Here is a 20,754-nt window from a genome sequence, read left to right on the forward strand (position 1 = left end):
CACCCGGAGCTTCGCTCCGACCTCTCCCTCAGGGAGAGGTGAAGGGAAGGCGGCGTGGCGGGCCTTGTCCGATTACGGGCCAGACACTGAGGAGGCCCGCAGGGCCGTCTCGAAGGACGCACGGAGCGTGGGCAGGGTTGATCGTGGCTGGCATGTCGTTCCCGCGTCCTTCGAGACGGCTTGCTTTGCAAGCCTCCTCAGGATGTTGGGGCGGAGTCTGGCAAGGGTAGCAGAGCGGCCTGTCTTGAGCCCGTACCCCCATACAAAAAAGGGCGCCCGAGGGCGCCCTTTTCAATTTCTGGGATCGAAGGCTCAGTGGCGCTTCGAGACCGGGATGTAGTCGCGTTCCGTCGCGCCGGTGTAGAGCTGGCGCGGGCGGCCGATGCGCTGGCTCGGATCCTCGACCATTTCCTTCCACTGGGCGATCCAGCCGACGGTACGGGCGACCGCGAACAGCACGGTGAACATGGTCGTCGGGAAGCCGAGCGCCTTCAGCGTGATGCCGGAGTAGAAGTCGATGTTCGGATAGAGCTTCTTCGAGACGAAATACTCGTCATGCAGCGCGATGCGTTCCAGCTCCAGCGCCACCTCGAGGATCGGGTCGTCGGTGATGCCGAGCTCGCCGAGCACCTCATGACAGGTCTTCTGCATGATCTTGGCGCGCGGGTCGTAGTTCTTGTAGACGCGGTGGCCAAAGCCCATCAGGCGGAACGGATCGTTCTTGTCCTTGGCGCGGGCGATGTATTCCGGGATGCGCTCGACGGAGCCGATCTCCTGCAGCATGTTGAGCGCCGCCTCGTTGGCGCCGCCATGCGCCGGGCCCCAGAGGCAGGCGATGCCGGCCGCGATGCAGGCGAACGGATTGGCGCCCGACGAACCCGCCAGGCGGACCGTCGAGGTAGAGGCGTTCTGCTCGTGGTCGGCGTGTAGGATGAAGATGCGGTCCATCGCGCGGGCGAGGATCGGGTTCACCTTGTACTCTTCCGCCGGCACGGCGAAGCACATGCGCAGGAAGTTCGAGGCGTAGTCGAGCGAGTTCAGCGGATACACGAAGGGCTGGCCGACATGGTACTTGTAGGCCATCGCCGCGATCGTCGGCATCTTGGCGATCAGGCGGAGCGACGCCACCATGCGCTGATGCGGGTCCGAGATGTCGGTCGAGTCGTGGTAGAAGGCCGAGAGCGCGCCGACCACGCCGACCATGACGGACATCGGATGCGCGTCGCGGCGGAAGCCGGTGAAGAAGCGCGACATCTGCTCGTGCACCATCGTGTGGTAGGTCACGCGCTGATCGAAATCGGCCTTCTGGGCGGCGGTCGGAAGCTCGCCGTAGAGCAGGAGATAGCAGGTCTCGAGGAAGTCGCCGTTCTCGGCGAGCTGCTCGATGGGATAGCCGCGATAGAGCAGGACGCCCTTGTCGCCGTCGATGAAGGTGATCTTGCTGTCGCAGGCGCCGGTGGACGTGAAGCCGGGGTCATAGGTGAAGCGACCGGTCTTGGCGTAAAGCGAGCCGATATCGATGACGTCCGGGCCGACGGTACCGTGCTTGATGCCGAAGTCCCAGCTCTCGTCACCGATCGTGAGTGTCGCCTTGGTTTCGCTCATGAAACCTACCCCCTTGCAGAATTGTTGGATCGGGCGGGTGTTGGCGCGTCGGTCGCCAATGCGGCGAGGGGCGCGCTGCCGGAGAAATTAACGGCCCTTTGGGTATCCGATTTATTGCATCGCGGCAAGCGTTCTGAAACCCAGCTATTATAAGGTTTCGATAGTATGCGGAGGGCGCGGCGGAGGCCCGAAAGCGCCCGCCGCGCCCTCGTTTCAGATCATCTGGTCGGCGATGCGGCCGAGGCTCTCGTCGCGGCCGAGCACGATCAGAACGTCAAAGATTCCGGGGGAAGTGGCGCGGCCCGTCAGGGCTGCGCGCAGCGGCTGGGCGATCTTGCCGAGCTTCAGCTCGCGCGTTTCGGCGAACGCCTTCACCGCGGCCTCGGTCGATTCGACGGTCCAGTCGGCGACGCCCTCTAGCACCGCGTGCACGTCCTTGAGCAGGTTGCGCGCCGGCACGTCGAGGATGGTCGTCGCCTTTTCGTCGAGGCTGAGTGGGCGCTGCACCATGAGGAAATTGGCGCCGTCCTTCAGCTCGACCAGCGTCTTGGCGCGCTCCTTCAAACCGGGGAGGGCGAGACGCAGCTGCTCCGTCTTTTCCGGCGTCAGCGCGACGGACATCGCCTCGCCGCCCGGCAGGTAGGGCAGCGTGTCGAGGAAGGTCTGCATCAGCGTCGCGTCGTCGGTGGCCCGCATGTAGTGACCGTTCAGGTTCTCGAGCTTGGCGAAGTCGAAGCGCGAGGCCGAGCGGCCGACATCGTCGATGTCGAACCACTCGATCATCTGCTCGAGCGACATGATCTCGTCGTCGCCATGCGCCCAGCCGAGGCGCACGAGATAGTTGCGCATCGCCTCCGGCAGGTAGCCCATGGCGCGGTAGGCGTCGACGCCGAGGGCGCCGTGGCGCTTCGACAGCTTGGCGCCGTCCGAGCCGTGGATCAGCGGGATATGCGCCATCACCGGCACCTCCCAGCCCATCGCCTGGTAGATGATCATCTGCCGGGCGGCATTGGTCAGGTGGTCGTCGCCGCGGATGACATTGGTCACGCCCATGTCGTGGTCGTCGACGACGACCGAGAGCATGTAGGTCGGGTTGCCGTCGGAGCGCAGCAGCACGAGGTCGTCGAGATCCTTGTTCGGGATCACGACGCGGCCCTGCACGCGATCCTCGATCACGGTCTCGCCGTCGAGCGGCGTCTTGATGCGGATGGCGGGCTTGACGCCGGCCGGCGCCTCGGACGGGTCGCGGTCGCGCCAGGTGCCGTCATAGCGCGGGGCGCGGCCCTCGGCGCGCGCCTTCTCGCGCATCTCGTCGAGCTCCGCGGGCGTGCAGTAGCAGCGATAGGCCTTGCCGGCGGCGAGCAGCTCCTCGACCACCTCGCGATGACGCGGCGCGCGGGCGAACTGGAACACCGTCTCGCCCTCCCAGTCGAGGCCGAGCCACTTCAGGCCGTCGATGATGGCGTCGATCGCCGCCTCGGTGGAGCGTTCGCGGTCGGTGTCCTCGATCCGCAGCAGCATCTTGCCGCCCGTATGCTTCGCATAGAGCCAGTTGAACAGGGCTGTGCGCCCGCCGCCGATGTGCAGGAAGCCGGTGGGCGAGGGAGCGAAACGGGTGACGACCGGTTTGGACATGGGGGAGTTCCAGATGTGCTTGAGGCCGCGACGCGGCCCCGGATTCTCGCCACTCGGCGATCTGTGGCCGGTCATGTAGCATAGGGGCGTGCTTGGGCGAAAGGCGGGGGCCATGGCCGAAAGCGATCCGCGCGGGATTGGGGGCGTCCGCGATCCGCCCGAGGCTGGACAAGCCTTCCGCGAACTCGCCCCCGACGCCTCCGTCGCGAGGCGCGCCGCGGCCCGTTTTGATCGCTTCCGGACCGGCGCGGGTGCCTGGCTGGAGCGCGAAATCGAGGCCGGGCGAGGCTTCCTGTGGCTGCCGGTCGCCTTCGGCGCGGGCACGCTCGTCTATTTCGCGCTGCCCTCGGAACCCTCCGTCACCGCGCTCGTCCTGCTTGCCCTGGCGCTCTGGGGGCTCGCCCTGGCGCGCCGCAATCGCACCGCCGCCGTCCGGCTGGTGATGATCCTCGCCATGGCGGCGAGCGGCGCGGCGGCGATCAAGCTGCGCACCGACTATCTCGCCACCCGCGTGCTGGAGCGCCAGGTATCGGGAACGCTGACCGGCTGGGTCGAGGAGCGCAAGGCACGCCGCGGCGGCTATCGGCTGACCATCCGGGTCGCGAGCCTCGAGGCCAAGCGGGTGACGACGGTTCCGCAGCGGGTCAATGTCACGGTCCGGGGCAAGGACGTTCCGCGCGTCGGCGAGGGCGTCAAGCTGCTGGCGCGGCTCCGCCCGGCCTCCGGCCCGGTCCTGCCCGGCGGCTATGATTTCGCGCGCGATTCCTATTATCGCGGCATCGGCGCGACCGGCTTCGCCTATGGCGCGGCGACGCGGATCGATCTCGGGCCGGCGCCGCTGTCGATCCGGCTGCGGGCGCCGCTGGAGCTCGTACGCGAGGCGATCCGCGCGCGGATCGCCGATACGCTTTCCGGCGATACCCGCCACGTCGCCACGGCGCTGATCATCGGCGACGCCGGCGGGCTTTCCGAGACGACGGAAGAGGAACTGCGCGACTCCGGCCTCGCGCATGTGCTCTCGGTCTCCGGGCTGCACATGGCGATCGTCTCCGGCTTCATCTTCTGGGTGGTCCGCGCCGGGCTGGCGCTGTCGCCGGCGCTCGCGCTCCGCCATCCGATCCGCAAATGGGCGGCGGTCGCGGCACTGCTGCTGACCGGTTTCTATCTGCTGATCTCCGGCCTCGACGTCGCGGCGCAGCGCTCCTTCATCATGATGGCGATCGCCTATCTCGCCATCCTCGTCGACCGGCGGGCGATCTCGATGCGCAATGTCGCGCTGGCGGCGCTTGTCATCCTGGCGCTCGCGCCGGAGAGCATCCTGTCGGCGAGCTTCCAGATGTCGTTCGCCGCGACGATGGCGCTCGTCGCCGGCTTCGAGTGGATCGCGGCGCATCGACGCTCGCCGGAGGGCAGGGTCGCCCTGCGGCGCGGTCGCGTGGCGGCGGCGTCGCGCTGGGCGGGAATCTTCATCGGCGGCATGGCGGCGACGTCGCTGCTCGGCGGGCTCGGCACCACGCCCTTCGCGCTCTATCACTTCCAGCGCATGGCGCCGCTCTCGATCCTCGCCAATGTCGCGGCGATGCCGGTCACCGATTTTCTCGTCATGCCGGCCGCGCTGCTCGCCGTGCTTGCCATGCCGTTCGGGCTGGAGGCGCCGCTCCTCGTCGCGGTCGGCTGGGGCGTCGACGCGATGCTCGCCGTCGCCGCGACCGTCAGCGCCTGGTCGGCGCAATCCGGCATGGCGGCGATGCCGGGGGCGGCGGCGCTTCTCCTTTTCGTCGGTGGATTCGTCTGGCTGGCGCTCTGGCGCGAACGCTGGCGGCTCGCCGGGCTCGTGCCGATGGCTGCCGGCGGATTGCTGGCCTTCCTGCCGGCGCAGCCGGACCTTCTCGTCAGCGCCGACGGTCGACAACTGGCGCTCCGGGGCGCGGACGGCCGCTACCAGATCGTCGCCGCCAAGCAGGATCGCTTCACCACCAGCCTGTGGCTGCGCGCCGATGGCGATCCGCGCGACGCGGCCGGTCCCGGCGTCGTCAGGAAGGAGGGCTGCGATGCGGCGGGCTGCATTGGCCTCCTGCCCACCGGCCCCTTGGTGGCGCTCGCCCTCGATCGCGCCGCCTTCGAAGAGGATTGTCGCCGCGCGATGCTGGTGGTGACGCCGCTTGTCGCGCCCGAGCGCTGCGGCGCGCATGCGATCGTCATCGATCGCGCCGTCCTGGCCCGATCCGGCTCGATCGCGCTTTCGTATCGGGACGGCGCGCTTCTGGCCGTGCCGCCAGCGACGCACGAGGATCAGCCCGAGACCGTCGCGGATCCGGCCGCGCGCGACGTCGGCGCGGGCGTGTCGGCGGAGACGCCGCCCGACATCGGGGTCGCGGCGTTGCCGTTGCCGGACCCGGGCGGGGAGGCGGGTGAAGAGGGCGACTTTTCCGCCCAGCCGGAGGCGGGCGATGCACCCTCCGACGCGGCCCAGCTGGCCGTGGCGGAACTCGCGGGGTCTAGGGAGCCGCAAACGTCCGACCCGCCGGACGAGCCTGTCTCACCAACGCGCTATGCCGGGATCGAACGTTCCGAGATGGACGAGGACGTCTTCGTCGCGCCGGCGGCCATCCCGAACGACCCCGGCGCCTCGGCAACCGAACGGCTTGCCGCGCGGTTCGAGATCCGCGCGGCCTATCGGCCGGTGCGACGGCCCTGGATGCCGCGTTAGGGCACTTCAGCGTTTCATGGAAACACCGAAATACCCGAACTCCTTGCCGGATCGCGTCTTCGTCACGCGAACCGGTATCCATCTCGCTCGAAAACGCCCTATAGGCGCGTCGGCGATCAGTAGGTCCGCAGCAGGCCGACCAGCTTGCCCTGAATGCGCACGCGGTCGGGCCCGAAGATGCGCGTCTCGTAGGCCGGGTTGGCGGCCTCGAGCGCGATCGAGGCGCCCTTGCGGCGGAGCCGCTTCAGCGTCGCCTCTTCCTCGTCGACCAGCGCCACCACGATGTCGCCGGAATCGGCATTGTCGCTCTTCTTGATCAGCACAGTGTCGCCGTCGAGAATGCCGGCCTCGATCATCGAGTCGCCGCGTACCTCGAGCGCGAAATGCTCGCCCGCGCGCAGCATTTCCGGCGGCACGGCGATGGAATGGCTCTGCGTCTGGATGGCCGAGATCGGCACGCCGGCGGCGATCCGGCCCATCACCGGGACCACGACGGGGGCGGCGAGGTCGGGCATTTCCTCGACCGGGCGGATCTTGCCGAGGCTGCCTTCGATGACGCTGGGCGAGAAGGCCTGCTTCTTCGGCCGCGCCAGCGTCGGCGCCATTGCCTCCGGCAGGCGGACCACCTCGAGCGCGCGGGCCCGGTTGGGCAGGCGACGGATGAAGCCACGCTCCTCCAGCGCCTTGATCAGGCGATGGATGCCGGATTTCGACCGGAGGTCGAGTGCGTCCTTCATTTCGTCGAAGGAGGGAGGAACGCCGGCTTCCTTCAGTCGCTCGTGGATGAACATGAGGAGTTCATACTGCTTCCGAGTGAGCATCTCGTTCTCGCGCTGCGGCCTTACCAAGGGACGACGATCGAATCATCGCGGTACAAAACACGAACAGAATAGCTGTTCCCCATGTGTTCCGCAAGGTAGGCCCCGCTCGGGCGGCGCCACGCCGCTCCGAGCCGGCGCGGTCAGCGCGCCTCGATGTTGGCGGCGTAGCTTTGCAGCGCGCGCTCCGGCGCGTGCCAGGAGACGTTGCCGCCGGCGTTGAACTCGGGCGGCGTCTTCCAGCCGGGCTCGATGCCGGTCATGTCCGGCAACAGATGCGCGATTCCCTTGTGGCAGTCGATACAGGTTTTCTCGCCCGAGACGAGGAAGCGGCTGTGGATCTCGGCGGCGCGCCGGGTCTGCTTGGTGAAGTCCATTGCCACCGAGGAATGGCAGTTTCGGCATTCGAGCGAGTCGTTCGCCTTCAGCCGCGCCCATTCGTGCTTGGCGAGCTGGAGGCGATGGTCGAGGAACTTCTCGCGCGTCGAGATGGTGCCGAAAAGCTTGCCCCAGACCTCCTTCGACGCCTGCATCTTGCGGGCTATCTTGTGGGTCCAGTTGTGCGGCACGTGGCAATCGGGACAGCTCGCCCGAACGCCGGAGCGGTTGGAGAAATGGATGGTCTGGGTCAGCTCCTGATAGACGTTGTCGCGCATCTCGTGGCAGGAGACGCAGAACTTCTCGGTGTTGGTGACCTCGAGCGCCGTGTTGAAGCCGCCCCAGAAGATGACGCCGCAGAGGAAGCCGCCGAGCGTCAGGAAGCCGAGGCTGAGATATGCGCTCGGCCGGCTGATGATGCGCCAGAACCAGACCACGAGGTCCCACAGGCGGCGGATGAGAGCCCGCATGATCTTCCCCCGCTACGGCTTCGGTCCGATGTCGTTGGCGTCCTGGAACAGGTTTGGCACCAGCGGCCGCGCGTCGGTCTGCTGGACATGGCAGGCGGTGCAGAAATAACGCCGCGGCGTCACGTCCGAGAGCACCTGGCCGTCGCGATCCTGGAAATGGGTGATGCTGATCATCGGCGCGCCGGAGCCCTCGGTGAACTCGCGCTTGTGGCAGTCGAGGCAGCGATTGGTGTTGACGGTCAACTGGTAGCCGTCGATGGCGTGCGGGATGATCGGCGGCTGTTCGGGGTAGTTGCGCATGCGGCGGACGTCGTCGACGACCGGCCGGGCGAGGGCGGGGACGGGCACCTCGCTCATCGGCGCCGCCTCGCCGGTGACGCGCGGCACGATCTGGATCGGCGCCGCGTCCTGCGAGAGCGCGCCGCAGGCGAAGACGATCAGGCCGGCCAGCGCGGCGCCGAGCGCCGTGCTGCGCTGCGTCAGGCCTAGACGGAGACGATCTTGACCGCGCATTTCTTGAAATCCGTCTGCTTGGAGATGGGATCCGTCGCGTCGAGCGTGGCCTTGTTGATGAGCTGGCTGGCGTCGAACCAGGGGACGAAGACGACGCCGGGCGGCATGCGGTTGCGGCCGCGCGTCTCGACCCGGGTGCGGATCTCGCCGCGCCGCGAGATCACGCGGATCTCGGCGCCCTGGTTGATGCCGCGCTTGCGGGCGTCCTCGGCGTTCATGAAGCAGCGGGCGCCGGGGAAGGCCTTGTAGAGCTCGGGCACGCGCATGGTCATCGAGCCGGAATGCCAATGCTCGAGCACGCGGCCGGTCACCAGCCAGACGTCATACTCCTCGTCCGGCGATTCCGCCGGCGGCTCGTAGGGCACGGCCAGGATGCGCGCCTTGCCATCCTTGTTGCCGTAGAACTCGATGCCCTTGCCGGGCTTCACATAGGGGTCGAGCCCCTCGCGGTAGCGCCAGAGCGTCTCCTTGCCGTCGACGACCGGCCAGCGCAGGCCGCGCACCTCGTGATAGAGGTCGTAGGGCCCGAGATCGTGGCCGTGGCCGCGGCCGAAGCTGGCATATTCCTCGAACAGGCCCTTGTGCACGTAGAAGCCGAAATCGGCGGATTCGGCGTTGTCGTAGGCGGGGTCCATGTCGCTCAGCGGGAAGCGGTCGACATGGCCGTTCTTGAACAGCACGTCGAACAGCGTCAGCCCGCGATAGTTCGGATTGGCGTCGAGGATCTCGGCCGGCCAGACCTCGTCGGTGGTGAAGCGCTTGGAGAACTCCATCAGCTGCCACAGGTCGGAGCGCGCCTCGCCCGGCGCCTTGACCAGCTGGTGCCAGACATGGGTGCGCCGCTCGGCATTGCCGTAGGCGCCTTCCTTCTCGACCCACATGGCGGCCGGCAGGATCAGGTCGGCGGCGAGTGCCGTGACCGTCGGATAGGCATCCGAGACGACGATGAAATTGTCGGGGTTGCGGTAGCCGGGATAGGTCTCGTTCGAGTCGTTGGGGGCGGCCTGCAGGTTGTTGTTGACCTGGATCCAGTAGAAATTGAGCTTGCCGTCCTTGAGCATGCGATCCTGCTCGACCGCGTGGTAGCCGGGCTTTTCCGGGATGATGCCGGCGGGGACGCGCCAGATCTCCTCGGCGTGCTTGCGGTGCTCGGGATTGACCACCGTCATGTCGGCCGGCAGGCGATGCGCGAAGGTGCCGACCTCGCGTGCCGTGCCGCAGGCCGAGGGCTGGCCGGTCAGCGAGAACGGGCTGTTGCCGGGCTCCGAGATCTTCCCCGTCAGCAGATGCAGGTTGTAGACGAGCTGGTTGGCCCAGACGCCGCGCACGTGCTGGTTGAAGCCCATCGTCCAGAGTGACACCACCTTCCGCTTGGGGTCGGCGTAGAGCTCGGCCAGTTGCTCGAGGAAGCCCGGCTCGACGCCGGTCAGCTCGGAGACCTTGTCGAGCGTGTAGTCCCTGACGAAGGCGGCGTAGGCCTCGAAGTCGATCGGCGTCGTCGCCGCCGGGTCCTCGGCCTTGCGCGCCGCCACCTCGCGCGGGTCGTCCGGCCGGAGGCCGTAGCCGATCTCCGTCGCGCCGCGCAGGAAGGTCGTGTGCTTATCGACGAAATCCGTGTTCACCCGGCCGGTGGTGATGATGTGGTTGGCGATGTAGTTGAGGATCGCGAGATCCGTGCCCGGCTTGAAGACGATCGGAATGTCGGCGAGATCGGCGCTGCGATTGGTGAAGGTAGAGAGCACCGCTACCTTCACATGCGGGTAGCCGAGCCGGCGGTCGGCGACGCGCGTCCACAGGATCGGGTGCATCTCGGCCATGTTCGAGCCCCAGAGCACGAAGGCGTCGGTGGCCTCGAAATCGTCGTAGCAGCCCATCGGCTCGTCCATGCCGAAGGTGCGCATGAAGGCGTAGGCGGCGGACGCCATGCAGTGGCGGGCGTTGGGGTCGAGATTGTTGGAGCGGAAGCCGGCGCGCATCAGCTTGGTGGCGGCGTAGCCCTCGAAGATGGTCCACTGGCCGGAGCCGAACATGCCGAGCGCGGTCGGGCCCTTCTCCTTCAGCACGCGCTTCGCCTGCGCCGCCATGGTGTCGAAGGCCTCGTCCCAGGAGACCGGCGTGAATTCGCCGTCCTTGGCGTAGACGCCGTCCTTCTTGCGCAAAAGCGGCTGTGTCAGCCGGTCGGCGCCATACATGATCTTGGACAGGAAGTAGCCCTTGACGCAGTTCAGGCCGCGATTGACGTCGGCCTTCATGTCGCCGTGGGTCGCCACCACCTTGCCGCTCTTGACGCCGACCATGACGCCGCAGCCGGTGCCGCAGAAGCGGCAGGGCGCCTTCGACCAGGTGATCTGCAACGCCTCGACCCCGCCGGAGACGGGCTGTGCAATGGCGGGCTCCGCCATGTTGGCGGCGGCTGCCGCGATGCCCGCGGCCTGTACCTTCAGCAACTCGCGACGGGAAAGCGTCATCACTAGGCTCCGGGGTCGTCGACGGGTTCGATCTGTTCGAAGACGAGATTGGCCGAGAACACGTCGTCCATCAGGGCGATCGTCGTCAGCCGGCTGCCGATCTCGCCGCTGCTGTCGCCTTCCATGACGATGACGATCTTCGACCCTTCGACGCCGTGCACTTCGGTCCTGGGCAGCTCGGCGAGCCGGCTGGCGACCTCGGCGGCCTGCTCGGGCCGGACCGTCACGACGGCGCTGGAGATGTGGAAGAAGCGCGGGGCGGGGCGCCGGGCCTTGTCGGCCTCGGACAGCACCTGGCCGGTCAGGAAGGCGCGTCGGTCGATGTCACGATCGTTGATGCGCATGGCCGGCCCTCAATGCGGCGGGCCGGGTGGTCCGAGGACCAGTTGCGACATCCAGATCAGGAAACCGTAGCCGCCAACGATGCCCACGGCGAGGACCGGCCAGATCACCACGGCCAGTACGAGAAAGGCGATGATTTCGTCCCGCTTGGTTCGCGAACTGACGGGGCGACCGGCTTCCGCTTCCGACATTCAGACTGGCTTCCATGTGGTTGAGCCGAGCTCAGGCAGGGAGTTCTTGTCTGTATTCGTTCCAGGGAGCCTAGCCGGACGCAACGTCATCGTCCAGCCCGCAGCCATAGGACGGGACGACGAAAACCGGATCGATGTCTTGGGGCGCTGGTGGCGCGGCGCGGCGGGACGGGGCGCCGGGGGGAGGCCGGCCGCGGGGGCGCCCGCGGCGGAGACAGGGCGACGCAAGCGGCGCCGCCCTGGGAAAAGCTCATGCGAAGACGTGGGTGACCAGGCCCTGGACGCGCGCGAAGGCGGCGTGGGCGCCGTCGATCATGCGCGCTTCCTCGGCGTCGTCGAGCTCGAGCGCGTCGAGCGCCTCGGTGAAGGTTCGCCAGTGCAGGCCACGGCCCTCCGGCGCGCCGGCGAGGTGGCGGGCGCCGAAATCCTCGGAAAGACCGATCTTGCCGGCCGCCTTGATCAGGAAGGCGGCGCCCATGTTGGAGCCTTCGGCGACGTAGAGCCAGCCGAGCGCGGTCGGGATGTCGGCGGTGGCGCCGAAGGCGGGCGGCGCGTCGGCCTGCGGCGCCGCGATGCCGAGATCGGCAAGATCCTGCTCGACGTCGCCAAAGCGGCGGCGGCCGGCGAGGTCGGGCAACAGGCCGTCGAGCGTCGGGTTGGCGTAGAGCGCGTCGATGTCGCGATGAAAGGCGTGCTGGACGGCGAGGAACAGGGCATAGCGCTCCTGGCTCTCGAACGGCCGTCCCGCCATGATCGAATGGTCCAGCCGCTCATGCGTCTCGCGCGTTTCGGCCTTCAGGGTCTTGGCGCGGCTTGCGACGGGCGGGGAGGCCAGATCGATGGGGTCGGACATGCCGGGGTCTCTCGCTTAAAGTTGACTTCTTCGCCTTGGTATAGAGTCGGGCGATCCAGTCAAGGGCGCCGATGCCCGCCATGGCGGCTGGCCTCGCCCCGGCGGCGCACAACTTGCGCGGCCGCCGCGTCGGGGTGGCGCTAAAGTATTCGATTGAGGCGGATCTGTGTCTAAAATTTATTTTTTCTTGTTTTTTGTATATCCTGCGTCATGTTTCAGTCCATTGTGCAGCGCGAGTTAACTTAAATCGGTATATATTGATGCCGATCGAGCGGATTGGCTCAAGTATTTTTGTATTTATTGACAAATATTCGATAGGTATTGTGTCGGTTTGACAGGGTATGACTGCGTAAATATGGTTCGACTGCTGAAAATCACAAGAGGTTGAGCCTTATGATGTTGAAATCCGGTGGCATGGCCGCCGCGATCGCCGTTGCCCTTTTGTCGGCGACGAGCCTTCCCGCGCTTGCCCAGGAAGCGGATTCTGCCACCTGTGGTACGGATCGTACCATCGACATTGCCGAGATGACCTGGCCGTCCGCGGCCGCCTTGGCGCATATTCACGCGATCATTCTGGAGAAGGGGTTCGGCTGCAACGTCGAGATCGTCACCGGCGACACGGTGCCGACGTCGTCGTCGATGCTGACCCGCGGCAGCCCGGCCGTCGCGCCGGAGCTGTGGACGAGCACGATCAAGGAACCCTGGGAGAAGGGCATCGCCGACGGCACCGTCGTCGCGCTGGCCGACGCCATCACGGACGGCACGGTCGAGGGCTGGTTCATCCCCCGCTACGTCCAGAAGGCGCATCCCGAACTCACCAGCGCCGAGGCCGTCATCGCCAAGCCCGAACTGTTCAAGGATCCCGAGGACAGCAGCAAGGGCCGTCTCTATTCCTGCCCGCCCGGCTGGGCCTGCGAGATCTCCACCGGCGCGCTCTACGAGGCGTTCGGCATGAAGGACAAGGGCTGGAACCTGTTTTCGCCCGGCTCCGGCGGCGCGCTCGACGCGTCGATCGCCCGCGCCTTCACGCGCGAGGAGCCCATCCTGTTCTACTACTGGGGCCCCACCGCCGTGCTCGGCAAGTATGACGCCGTGCAGATCGATCTCGGCGAGGCGAAGCCCGAGGTCTATGAGTGCAACACCAGCCGTGACTGCGACAATCCCCCGGGCGTGACGGCGTATCCCTCGTCGCCGGCCGTTGTCGGCGCCGCGAGCTGGATCAAGACCGATGCGCCCAATGTCGCCGCCTATCTCGGCAAGGTCGGGCTGACCAATGCCGAAATCAGCGAGATCCTCGTCTATGGCGACGAGAACAAGGCTGATGCCGCTGCCACCGCGCTGAACTTCCTGAAGACAAAGGAAGACCGCTGGACCACCTGGGTCCCGGCTGCCGTGGCCGAGAAGGTCAAGGCCAGCCTCCACTGAGATCGCTTCCAGAGGCGAGCGGACGGCCGGGTATGCCCGGCCGTTTCCGTTTTTCATTTGCCTTTTCGTTTGCCCTTTCCCTCGCGCCGGCCGTGCGGCCGGGCAGGGCGGGCGCCGCCTGACCCCTCGCGATTTCCCCCGTCCGAGGCAGGCTGAAGAAAGAGAAGAGACTTGTTTCCGCAACTGATTGATACGCGGCCCTGGCGCCGCGCGGTCGATGACGGCCTGAATTGGGTTGTCCGCAACTGGGGCGGCACGTTCGAAGCCGCCGCCTATCCGCTCCTGATGCTGCTGAAGGCGATCGAGGACCTGCTGGTCGCGACGCCGTGGTGGCTGATCATCGCCTTGCTCACCGGCATCGCCTGGCTCGCGACGCGGCGCTGGCAGCTGCCGGCCGTCGTGTTCGCGGCGCTGATGTTCCTCGGCATCATGGACCTCTGGAAGGACGCGATGACGACGATGGCGCTGATGATCGCCGCCACCCTGACGGCGATCCTCATCTCCATCCCGGTCGGCGTCTGGATGTCGCGCTCGATCAATCTGCGCCAGGTGATCACGCCGATCCTCGACCTGATGCAGACGCTGCCGAGCTTCGTCTACCTGATCCCGACGGTGATGATCTTCGGGCCCGGCAAGATTCCGGCGCTGATCGCGACGATCGTCTATGCGGCGCCGCCGCTGGTGCGCCTGACCGATCTCGGCCTGCGTTCCGTCGATCCGGCGGTGATGGAGGCGAGCCGCGCCTTCGGCACCAATCCGCGCCAGCGCCTGTTCGGCGTGCAGATTCCGCTGGCGCTGCCGACCATTCTGGCCGGCGTCAACCAGACGACGATGATGGCGCTCTCCATGGTGGTGATCGCCTCGATGATCGGTGCCGGCGGCCTCGGCTACCAGGTGCTGCAGGGCATCGGCCGCCTCGAGGTCAGCCGCGGCCTGTTCGCCGGGCTCGGCATCGTCGCGCTCGCCATCGTCTTCGATCGCATCACCCAGGCCTTCGGCCGGCAATTGCAGGCCCGGATCGGCCTGCAGGAGGCACGCTAATGGCTGAGCTGAATGAAAATGCCGAACTCGCCATCGCGATGCGCGGCGTCACCAAGATCTTCGGTCCCGACCCGCAGGCGGCGCTGGCGCTGCTCAAGGCCGGCAAGTCGAAGGCCGAGGTGCAGGCGGAGACCAACCACGTCGTCGGACTCGACAACGTCTCGCTCGACATCGCGGCCGGCCAGATCTTCGTCGTCATGGGCTTGTCCGGTTCGGGCAAGTCGACGCTGATCCGCCACGTCAACCGGCTGATCGAGCCGACGGCCGGCGAGATCCTGGTGCATGGCGACGACGTGCTGAAGATGAGCCGCGACGCGCTCAGGAGCTATCGCCGCACCAAGGTGGCGATGGTGTTCCAGAAGTTTGGGCTGCTGCCGCATCGCTCCGTGATCGATAATGTCGCCTATGGCCTCGAGGTTCGGGGCGTCGGCCGCAAGGTGCGGCTCGAGACGGCGGCGAAGTGGATCGAGACGGTCGGCCTCGCCGGCTACGAGAATTCGCAGCCGCGCCAGCTCTCGGGCGGCCAGCAGCAGCGCGTCGGCCTAGCGCGCGCGCTGTCGATGGATGCGGACATCATCCTGATGGACGAGGCGTTCTCGGCGCTCGATCCGCTGATCCGCTCCGGCATGCAGGACGAGCTGATCACGCTGCAGAAATCGCTGCACAAGACGATCCTGTTCATCACGCATGACTTCGACGAGGCGCTGAAGATTGGCGACCGGATCGCCGTGCTGAAGGACGGTGCCGTGCAGCAGGAGGGCAAGCCGGAGGACATCGTGCTCCGCCCCGCCAACGAGCACATCGAGGAGTTCGTCCGCGAGGTGAACAAGGCGCGCGCCATCCACGTTCGCTCGATCATGGAGCGCGGCGTGACTGAGCCGTGCGAGCAGGCGGTGTCGATGGATGCGCGTTGCGAGGACGTGTTGCCGCTGTTCGCCGAGCACCAATGGGTTGGAGTCGTCGACGGCGAGGGCAACCAGATCGGCCGGGTCACTGCCAAGCAGGTGATCAAGGCGCTGGCGCGTCATACGCCCGGCGTCGGCTGAGGAACGGGAGGGGCGGTGCGCCGCCCCTCCCGCATTCGAGGCTACTGCTCGCGCGAGCCGAGCGACCAGAGCACGCCGAACGGATCGCGCAGCTGGCCGTAGCGGTCGCCCCAGAACTGGCGGTCGAGCGGCAGCTCCACCGTCATGCCGGCCTCGACGGCGCGGTTCCACCAGCTGTCGATGTCGTGGCCGAGTTGCAGGTGCAGGGTGAAGCTCTGTGGCGGCTGCAGAGGATGGCCATATTCCTCGTACGGGTCGGCCAGCATCACCGAGCCGCCATTGATATAGAGGTGGATGTGCATGGTGCGGCCCTTCTCGTCGACCGGGACCCGCATCACCTCCTGCGCTGCTAGGGCGCGCTGGTAGAATTCCGAGGCCTTCACCGCACCGCCGACCGAGAGGTAGGGCGTCACGCCGCTCAGCACCTTGGGCATTTCGGTAAAGGCGTTGTCGTCGGTCTTGGTATCCATCGTCGATCTCCTCACGCTGTGATGGCAAGCGGCGCCGTCGGGCTGCCGTCATCGCCACGACGAGCGGGCAAGGCCGGTTTCGACAGGGTGGGCGGATTTTTCTGCCGGCACGAAAAAGGCCCGGACGCGGACGTCCGGGCCTCTTGTCCTGGGAGGGGCGATCACCTGCCGCTAGATATCCTGGTTCTGCGGCAGGATGACGAGGTCGCGGATGGTGGCGTTGGGCGGTCGCGTCACCATGAAGAGCAGTGCGTCGGCGATGTCCTCCGAGCGCAGGCCCTCATGCGCCTCGGCACGGCGCTCGATCTCGTTGGGATCGTTGATGCCCCAGAGCTCGTTCAGCACGATTCCCGGCGCCAGCGCGCCGACGCGGACATTGTGCGGCGCGACCTGGCGGCGGACGCCATGCACGAAGGACTGCACGGCGTGCTTGGTCGCCGAATAGACCGGCTCCCAGTGGATCGCCTGGTGGCCCGAGATCGACGAGGTGACGACGATGTCGCCCGAGCGGCGGGCGATCATGCCGGGCAGCACGGCGCGCACCATGCGGAACACGCCATTGACGTTGACGCCGATCACTCGGTCCCACTCGTCCGGATCGCCCTCGGCGACATTGCCGGTGACATAGCTGCCGGCATTGGCGAACAGGATGTCGATGCGGCCGAAATGCGCCTCCGCCTCGGCGACCACGCGCTCGACGTCGGCGGGCTTTGTCAGGTCGGCAGGAATGGCGAGCGTCTCGCCGCCCAATTCCTTCGCCAGCGCCTCGAGCTTGTCGGCGGAGCGGGCGACCAGCACCAGCTTCGCGCCCTCGGCGGCGAAGCGGCGGGCGGCGGCGCGGCCGATGCCCGAGCTCGCGCCGGTAACGATCATCACCTTGCCGGCAACGGATACGGCCATGGTGTCTCCTATTCAGGTTTCTTGAGATCAGCGAACGGTGTAGCCGCCATCGACCAGCAGGTTGGCGCCGTTGACCATCGCGGCGCCGTCGCTGGCGAGGTAGAGCGCGGCAAGCGCGATCTCCTCGGGCTGCGCGAAGCGGCGCGTCGGGATCTCGGCGCGGGCGCGTTCGCCCTTTTCGCCGGACCAGCCGACCTTGCCGAGCTCGGTCTCGACGACGGTCGGCGAGATGCAGTTGGCGGTGATGCCCTTGGGGCCCCATTCCAGCGCCATGCAATTGTTCATGCCGAGGAGGCCAGCCTTGGAGGCCGAGTAGGCGACATGGCCCTCGATGCCGATGACGGCGGCCTGCGAGGCGATGGTGACGATGCGGCCATAGCCGGCGGCGATCATGTGGTTCGCCACTTCGCGCGAGAACAGGTAGGGCGCGCGCAGATTGACGGCGAGCTGCAGGTCCCAGCTCTCGGTCGTCGTCGCCTCGGCCGGCGCCAGCATGCCGATGCCGGCATTGTTGACGAGGATGTCGATCTTGCCGAAATGTGCGGCGACCTCGGCGACGCTCCGCTCGATTGTGGCGGCGTCGGTGACGTCGCCCGTCCAGGCCTTGTGGCCGGCGCCGAGCTCGGCGGCGAAATCGTGCACGGCCTGGTTCTTGTCGAGCAGGGCGAGGGTGGCGCCGTTCGCCGCGAACAGGGTCGCGAGCGCCCGGCCGATGCCGCCGGCGGCGCCGGTGATGAGGGCGACCTTGCCCGTCATGTCGAACGGACGGCTCATATTGGCGTTGAACGCCAGATTGGCTGACATTTTCTGGTTCCTCCCGAAGTCTTTTCCCGGCAGGCTGCCGGGCAGGGCGCGTGGCTGCCCACCGCTCATTCATGGCGGTGCATGGCGCGAACTTGCAATGGCCACTGCTTGAAAGCAAGTTTGTTTGCTGCTACTGCCAACAAATAAGCGATGGCGAAATCGCAGGATGTTCCGGATCTCGGCAAGGGGCCGGCGAGGTTATCCAACCCGTGAGGAAGCGCTGATGAGGAAGCTTGGCATTCACTCCTTCGTCTGGACCGGTGGTACGACGCAGGAGGACCTGGAAGGCGCGATGCAGAAGTCGCACGATCTCGGCTACGGCCTGATCGAGTTCCCGCGCCTCGACCCGAAGAAGTTCGACGTTTCCTGGCTGGCGAAGCGCCTGCAGGACTATGGCCTCAAGGTCGTCGTCACGATGGGCCTGCCGCTCGACAGCGACGTCTCGTCGGAAGATCCGGCCGTCGTGAAGCGCGGCGAGGCGGTGCTGGCCGAGGCGATCGCGATCACCCGCGATCTCGGCGGCGCGAAGCTTGGCGGCATCATCTTCTCCGCCCACACCAAGTATCAGAGCATGCCGACCCGGAAGGGCTGGGACAACAGCGTCGCGGCGCTGGCGCGCGCCGCCGACATCGGCAAGGCTGCGGGCGTGTCGATGAACCTCGAGGTCGTCAACCGCTTCGAGAGCAACCTGCTCAACACCACCGCGCAGGGCCTCGCCTTCATCGAGCAGTCCGGCTCGGACAACATCTTCCTGCACCTCGACACGTTCCACATGAACATCGAGGAAGCGGATCCGGTCCAGGCGCTGCGCACCGCCGGCAAGAAGCTCGGCTACTTCCATATCGGCGAGAGCAATCGCGGCTTCCTCGGTTCCGGTGTGATCAACTTCCCGGCGATCTTCGATGCGCTGGTCGAGATCGACTACCAGGACTGGATCACCTTCGAGAGCTTTTCGACGGAAGTGGTCGACAAGGATCTGTCGATCACCTGCGCGATCTGGCGCAACACCTGGACGGACAATGTCGAGGTGGCGCGCCTGGCCAAGGCCTATATCGAGGCCCGCATCGGCGAGTCCGCCCGCAAGGCCGTGACCGCCCGCACGCCCTAGCCGGTCTTCCGCAGGGGAGGCGGTGTCCGCGTCGCCTGCGATGATCGTCTGCCTGGGGCGGATGACCTCCTCCGTCCCTGAACCGCGTCCCGTCTCACCCTCCATCCCCCTGGAGGCGGGCCGCGCCTTGGTGGATGGCGCCGTGTCGGCGGCCATCCATCCTTTTCGGCCTCTGGGCCGGGGAGGGGCTTGATCCTGTCATCAAGCAAGCCTCTCCAAGCCATTGTTCTTGAACGGACTTCAATCGACTCAGGCCTTGGTCCCCTCCCTCGCCTTCCGCAAAGTCGGTTGACTCGCCCTTGTTGCGAAAATATGTTTGGTGTCGCAACGAACAAAAAGAACGGGAGCCTTGGCGCTCCGCTTCAACGGGAGAAACGACCGAGTGGCCGAGCCTGCCTCCCATGGTGAGGGCAAGCCGGAACGGACGCCTCATGTCCACGTTCCGCCAGCCTCCGCATCGTCGACCGCGTCCCAGGAGGATCCGGGCGCGGATGCTGATCTGCTCCTCGCCGCCACCAGCATTTCGAAGGCCTTTGCCGGCGTTCCGGCGCTGATCGACGGCCGCATTCGTCTGCGGCGCGGCAGCGTTCATGCGCTCTGCGGCGGCAACGGCGCCGGCAAGTCGACCTTCCTCGGCATCCTGATGGGGCTGCAGCGCGCCGACGCCGGCACGATCGTGGTCAAGGGCAAGGTCGCGCACTACGCCTCGGCCGCCGAAGCGCTCGCCGACGGCATCGCCATCATCACCCAGGAACTGAGCCCGGTCCTCGACATGACCGTGGCGGAGAACATCTATCTCGGCCGCGAACCGCGAAAGCTCGGCTGGATCGCCGACAGGGCGAAGATGGAGTCCGACGCGACGGCGCTGTTCGCACGCCTCGGCTTCGACATCGACGCCCGCGTCCCCATGCGTTCGCTGTCGGTCGCCAAGATCCAGTTGGTCGAGATCGCCAAGGCGATCAGCCGCGAGAGCGACATCCTGATCATGGACGAGCCCACTTCCGCCATCGGCGAGAAGGAGGCGGCGACGCTCTTCAAGGCGATCCAGTCGCTCGCCGACCAGGGCGTCGGCATCATCTATGTCTCGCACCGCCTGACCGACATCTTCCAGATCGCCGACAGCTACACGGTGTTTCGCGATGGCCGCTTCATCGAGACGGGCGACCTTGCCGACATCGATCGCCAGCGGCTGATCTCGCTGATCGTCGGCCGCGACCTGCGGGAGCAGGAGGCTCGCCAGAGCACCAGTACCGGCGCGCCGATGATCGAGGTCTCCGGCTTCAGCCGCGCCGGGCATTTCGAGGACATCGCGCTGACGGTTGCCAAGGGCGAGATCCTCGGCCTCTACGGCCTGATGGGCGCCGGCCGCAGCGAGTTCGCCAATGCGCTCTACGGCAACGATCCGAAGGACAGCGGCTCGGTCCGCATCGAGGGCCAGCCGGTCGCGATCCGTTCGCCCGCCGACGCGCTCGCGAACGGCATCGCCATCGTCACCGAGGATCGCAAGCAGACCGGCCTGGTCCTTACGTCGAGCGTTTCCGAGAACATCGTTATCGCCGCGCTCGACCAGTTCTCGCGCCTCGGCTTCGTCGACGGCAAGAAGGTCGCCGGCAATGTCGACGAGCAGATCCAGCGGTTCCGTATCCGGACGGCCTCGCGCGATCTCGCGGTGCAGAGCCTTTCGGGCGGCAACCAGCAGAAAGTCGTGCTGGCGCGCTGCGTCGAGACCAACCCGAAGATCCTGATCTGCGACGAGCCGACCCGCGGCATCGACGAGGGCGCCAAGCGGGAGGTCTATGCCTTCCTCTCCGCCTTCGCGGCGGCCGGCAACGCCGTGCTGATGATCTCTTCCGAAATTCCCGAAATTCTCGCCAATGCGGACCGGATCCTAGTGTTCCGGCGCGGGCGGATCGCGGGTGAACTCGCGGGCGCCGAGGCGACCCAAGAGGCGCTCGTGCATCTGGCGAGCTGAGCGAC

The 20,754-nt window shown here is 66.9% G+C and carries 18 protein-coding genes; 6 read left to right on the top strand and 12 right to left on the bottom strand.

Going from position 1 to position 20,754, the window contains the following annotated elements:
• Positions 1–312: 312 nt before the first annotated feature.
• Together gltA and gltX are read right to left on the bottom strand one after the other, a co-directional pair.
• Positions 313–1,605: a citrate synthase gene (gene gltA / locus G539_RS0100530; protein WP_029073484.1), complete on the bottom strand. Its 1,293-nt coding sequence runs from the start codon at positions 1,603–1,605 to the stop codon at positions 313–315.
• A gap of 213 nt (positions 1,606–1,818) precedes the next feature.
• On the bottom strand, positions 1,819–3,240 hold the full coding sequence (gltX, locus tag G539_RS0100535; RefSeq protein WP_029073485.1) for a glutamate--tRNA ligase: 1,422 nt from the start codon (positions 3,238–3,240) through the stop codon (positions 1,819–1,821).
• Between the two features lie 112 nt (positions 3,241–3,352).
• Between gltX and G539_RS23115 the strand changes: the two genes are divergently transcribed.
• Positions 3,353–5,950 carry a ComEC/Rec2 family competence protein gene (locus G539_RS23115; protein WP_051230941.1) on the top strand — a complete coding sequence of 866 codons (2,598 nt, stop codon included), beginning with the start codon at positions 3,353–3,355 and terminating at the stop codon, positions 5,948–5,950.
• A gap of 116 nt (positions 5,951–6,066) precedes the next feature.
• On the opposite strand, the gene lexA is transcribed toward G539_RS23115, so the two are convergent.
• The 7 genes from lexA to G539_RS0100575 form a co-directional block, all read right to left on the bottom strand.
• A complete protein-coding gene (gene lexA / locus G539_RS0100545; protein ID WP_029073486.1) occupies positions 6,067–6,771 on the bottom strand; it encodes a transcriptional repressor LexA in 705 nt (234 codons plus the stop codon).
• A gap of 140 nt (positions 6,772–6,911) precedes the next feature.
• Positions 6,912–7,616 carry a cytochrome c3 family protein gene (locus G539_RS0100550; protein ID WP_035829770.1) on the bottom strand — a complete coding sequence of 235 codons (705 nt, stop codon included), beginning with the start codon at positions 7,614–7,616 and terminating at the stop codon, positions 6,912–6,914.
• Between the two features lie 12 nt (positions 7,617–7,628).
• Positions 7,629–8,129: a nitrate reductase cytochrome c-type subunit gene (locus G539_RS0100555; protein WP_029073488.1), complete on the bottom strand. Its 501-nt coding sequence runs from the start codon at positions 8,127–8,129 to the stop codon at positions 7,629–7,631.
• Positions 8,102–10,597: a periplasmic nitrate reductase subunit alpha gene (gene napA / locus G539_RS0100560; protein ID WP_029073489.1), complete on the bottom strand. Its 2,496-nt coding sequence runs from the start codon at positions 10,595–10,597 to the stop codon at positions 8,102–8,104. The genes G539_RS0100555 and napA overlap by 28 nt, the downstream gene beginning before the upstream one ends.
• A gap of 2 nt (positions 10,598–10,599) precedes the next feature.
• Positions 10,600–10,941, bottom strand: coding sequence for a chaperone NapD (locus G539_RS23120; protein WP_029073490.1), 342 nt, complete (start codon positions 10,939–10,941; stop codon positions 10,600–10,602).
• Between the two features lie 9 nt (positions 10,942–10,950).
• The gene (gene napE, locus G539_RS0100570; RefSeq protein ID WP_029073491.1) at positions 10,951–11,130 is read right to left on the bottom strand and encodes a periplasmic nitrate reductase, NapE protein; all 180 of its coding nucleotides are present in this window, start codon (positions 11,128–11,130) and stop codon (positions 10,951–10,953) included.
• Positions 11,131–11,380: 250 nt separating this feature from the next.
• Positions 11,381–11,983, bottom strand: a complete 603-nt coding sequence (locus G539_RS0100575) for a biliverdin-producing heme oxygenase (protein ID WP_029073492.1) — start codon at positions 11,981–11,983, stop codon at positions 11,381–11,383.
• Between the two features lie 396 nt (positions 11,984–12,379).
• On the opposite strand from G539_RS0100575, the gene G539_RS0100580 reads away from it, so the two are divergent.
• From G539_RS0100580 to G539_RS0100590, 3 genes are all read left to right on the top strand, one after another.
• On the top strand, positions 12,380–13,408 hold the full coding sequence (locus G539_RS0100580; RefSeq protein ID WP_245576774.1) for a glycine betaine ABC transporter substrate-binding protein: 1,029 nt from the start codon (positions 12,380–12,382) through the stop codon (positions 13,406–13,408).
• Between the two features lie 171 nt (positions 13,409–13,579).
• Positions 13,580–14,449 carry an ABC transporter permease gene (locus G539_RS0100585; RefSeq protein ID WP_029073494.1) on the top strand — a complete coding sequence of 290 codons (870 nt, stop codon included), beginning with the start codon at positions 13,580–13,582 and terminating at the stop codon, positions 14,447–14,449.
• Complete coding sequence (locus G539_RS0100590; RefSeq protein WP_029073495.1) at positions 14,449–15,495, top strand: quaternary amine ABC transporter ATP-binding protein; 1,047 nt, start codon at positions 14,449–14,451, stop codon at positions 15,493–15,495. The genes G539_RS0100585 and G539_RS0100590 overlap by 1 nt, the downstream gene beginning before the upstream one ends.
• A gap of 41 nt (positions 15,496–15,536) precedes the next feature.
• Here G539_RS0100590 and G539_RS0100595 read toward each other — a convergent pair whose 3' ends face one another.
• The 3 genes from G539_RS0100595 to G539_RS0100605 form a co-directional block, all read right to left on the bottom strand.
• Positions 15,537–15,965 (bottom strand): VOC family protein, encoded by a 429-nt coding sequence (locus tag G539_RS0100595; protein WP_029073496.1) that lies wholly within the window; start codon positions 15,963–15,965, stop codon positions 15,537–15,539.
• Between the two features lie 171 nt (positions 15,966–16,136).
• Positions 16,137–16,865 (bottom strand): SDR family oxidoreductase, encoded by a 729-nt coding sequence (locus tag G539_RS0100600; RefSeq protein WP_029073497.1) that lies wholly within the window; start codon positions 16,863–16,865, stop codon positions 16,137–16,139.
• 27 nt (positions 16,866–16,892) lie between these two features.
• Positions 16,893–17,669: a GolD/DthD family dehydrogenase gene (locus G539_RS0100605; RefSeq protein ID WP_084639672.1), complete on the bottom strand. Its 777-nt coding sequence runs from the start codon at positions 17,667–17,669 to the stop codon at positions 16,893–16,895.
• Between the two features lie 223 nt (positions 17,670–17,892).
• Here G539_RS0100605 and G539_RS0100610 point away from each other — a divergent pair, with 223 nt between their 5' ends.
• Both G539_RS0100610 and G539_RS0100615 read left to right on the top strand, forming a co-directional pair.
• Positions 17,893–18,777: a sugar phosphate isomerase/epimerase family protein gene (locus G539_RS0100610; RefSeq protein ID WP_029073499.1), complete on the top strand. Its 885-nt coding sequence runs from the start codon at positions 17,893–17,895 to the stop codon at positions 18,775–18,777.
• A 499-nt stretch (positions 18,778–19,276) separates the two neighbouring features.
• Positions 19,277–20,749: a sugar ABC transporter ATP-binding protein gene (locus tag G539_RS0100615; RefSeq protein WP_029073500.1), complete on the top strand. Its 1,473-nt coding sequence runs from the start codon at positions 19,277–19,279 to the stop codon at positions 20,747–20,749.
• Positions 20,750–20,754: the final 5 nt, after the last annotated feature.

Source organism: Kaistia adipata DSM 17808 (assembly GCF_000423225.1).
Lineage (GTDB): Bacteria > Pseudomonadota > Alphaproteobacteria > Rhizobiales > Kaistiaceae > Kaistia > Kaistia adipata.

What these genes read in the sequence shown, in the direction of transcription:
- G539_RS0100555 (WP_029073488.1), bottom strand. Translation starts at nt 8,129, where the DNA reads ATGCGCGGTCAAGATCGTCTCCGTCTAGGCCTGACGCAGCGCAGCACG.
- G539_RS0100600 (WP_029073497.1), bottom strand. Translation starts at nt 16,865, where the DNA reads ATGGCCGTATCCGTTGCCGGCAAGGTGATGATCGTTACCGGCGCGAGC.
- G539_RS0100550 (WP_035829770.1), bottom strand. Translation starts at nt 7,616, where the DNA reads ATGCGGGCTCTCATCCGCCGCCTGTGGGACCTCGTGGTCTGGTTCTGG.
- G539_RS0100605 (WP_084639672.1), bottom strand. Translation starts at nt 17,669, where the DNA reads ATGTCAGCCAATCTGGCGTTCAACGCCAATATGAGCCGTCCGTTCGAC.
- G539_RS0100580 (WP_245576774.1), top strand. Translation starts at nt 12,380, where the DNA reads ATGTTGAAATCCGGTGGCATGGCCGCCGCGATCGCCGTTGCCCTTTTG.
- napA (WP_029073489.1), bottom strand. Translation starts at nt 10,597, where the DNA reads ATGACGCTTTCCCGTCGCGAGTTGCTGAAGGTACAGGCCGCGGGCATC.
- gltX (WP_029073485.1), bottom strand. Translation starts at nt 3,240, where the DNA reads ATGTCCAAACCGGTCGTCACCCGTTTCGCTCCCTCGCCCACCGGCTTC.
- G539_RS0100595 (WP_029073496.1), bottom strand. Translation starts at nt 15,965, where the DNA reads ATGGATACCAAGACCGACGACAACGCCTTTACCGAAATGCCCAAGGTG.
- gltA (WP_029073484.1), bottom strand. Translation starts at nt 1,605, where the DNA reads ATGAGCGAAACCAAGGCGACACTCACGATCGGTGACGAGAGCTGGGAC.
- lexA (WP_029073486.1), bottom strand. Translation starts at nt 6,771, where the DNA reads ATGCTCACTCGGAAGCAGTATGAACTCCTCATGTTCATCCACGAGCGA.
- G539_RS23115 (WP_051230941.1), top strand. Translation starts at nt 3,353, where the DNA reads ATGGCCGAAAGCGATCCGCGCGGGATTGGGGGCGTCCGCGATCCGCCC.
- G539_RS23120 (WP_029073490.1), bottom strand. Translation starts at nt 10,941, where the DNA reads ATGCGCATCAACGATCGTGACATCGACCGACGCGCCTTCCTGACCGGC.
- G539_RS0100590 (WP_029073495.1), top strand. Translation starts at nt 14,449, where the DNA reads ATGGCTGAGCTGAATGAAAATGCCGAACTCGCCATCGCGATGCGCGGC.
- G539_RS0100575 (WP_029073492.1), bottom strand. Translation starts at nt 11,983, where the DNA reads ATGTCCGACCCCATCGATCTGGCCTCCCCGCCCGTCGCAAGCCGCGCC.
- napE (WP_029073491.1), bottom strand. Translation starts at nt 11,130, where the DNA reads ATGTCGGAAGCGGAAGCCGGTCGCCCCGTCAGTTCGCGAACCAAGCGG.
- G539_RS0100610 (WP_029073499.1), top strand. Translation starts at nt 17,893, where the DNA reads ATGAGGAAGCTTGGCATTCACTCCTTCGTCTGGACCGGTGGTACGACG.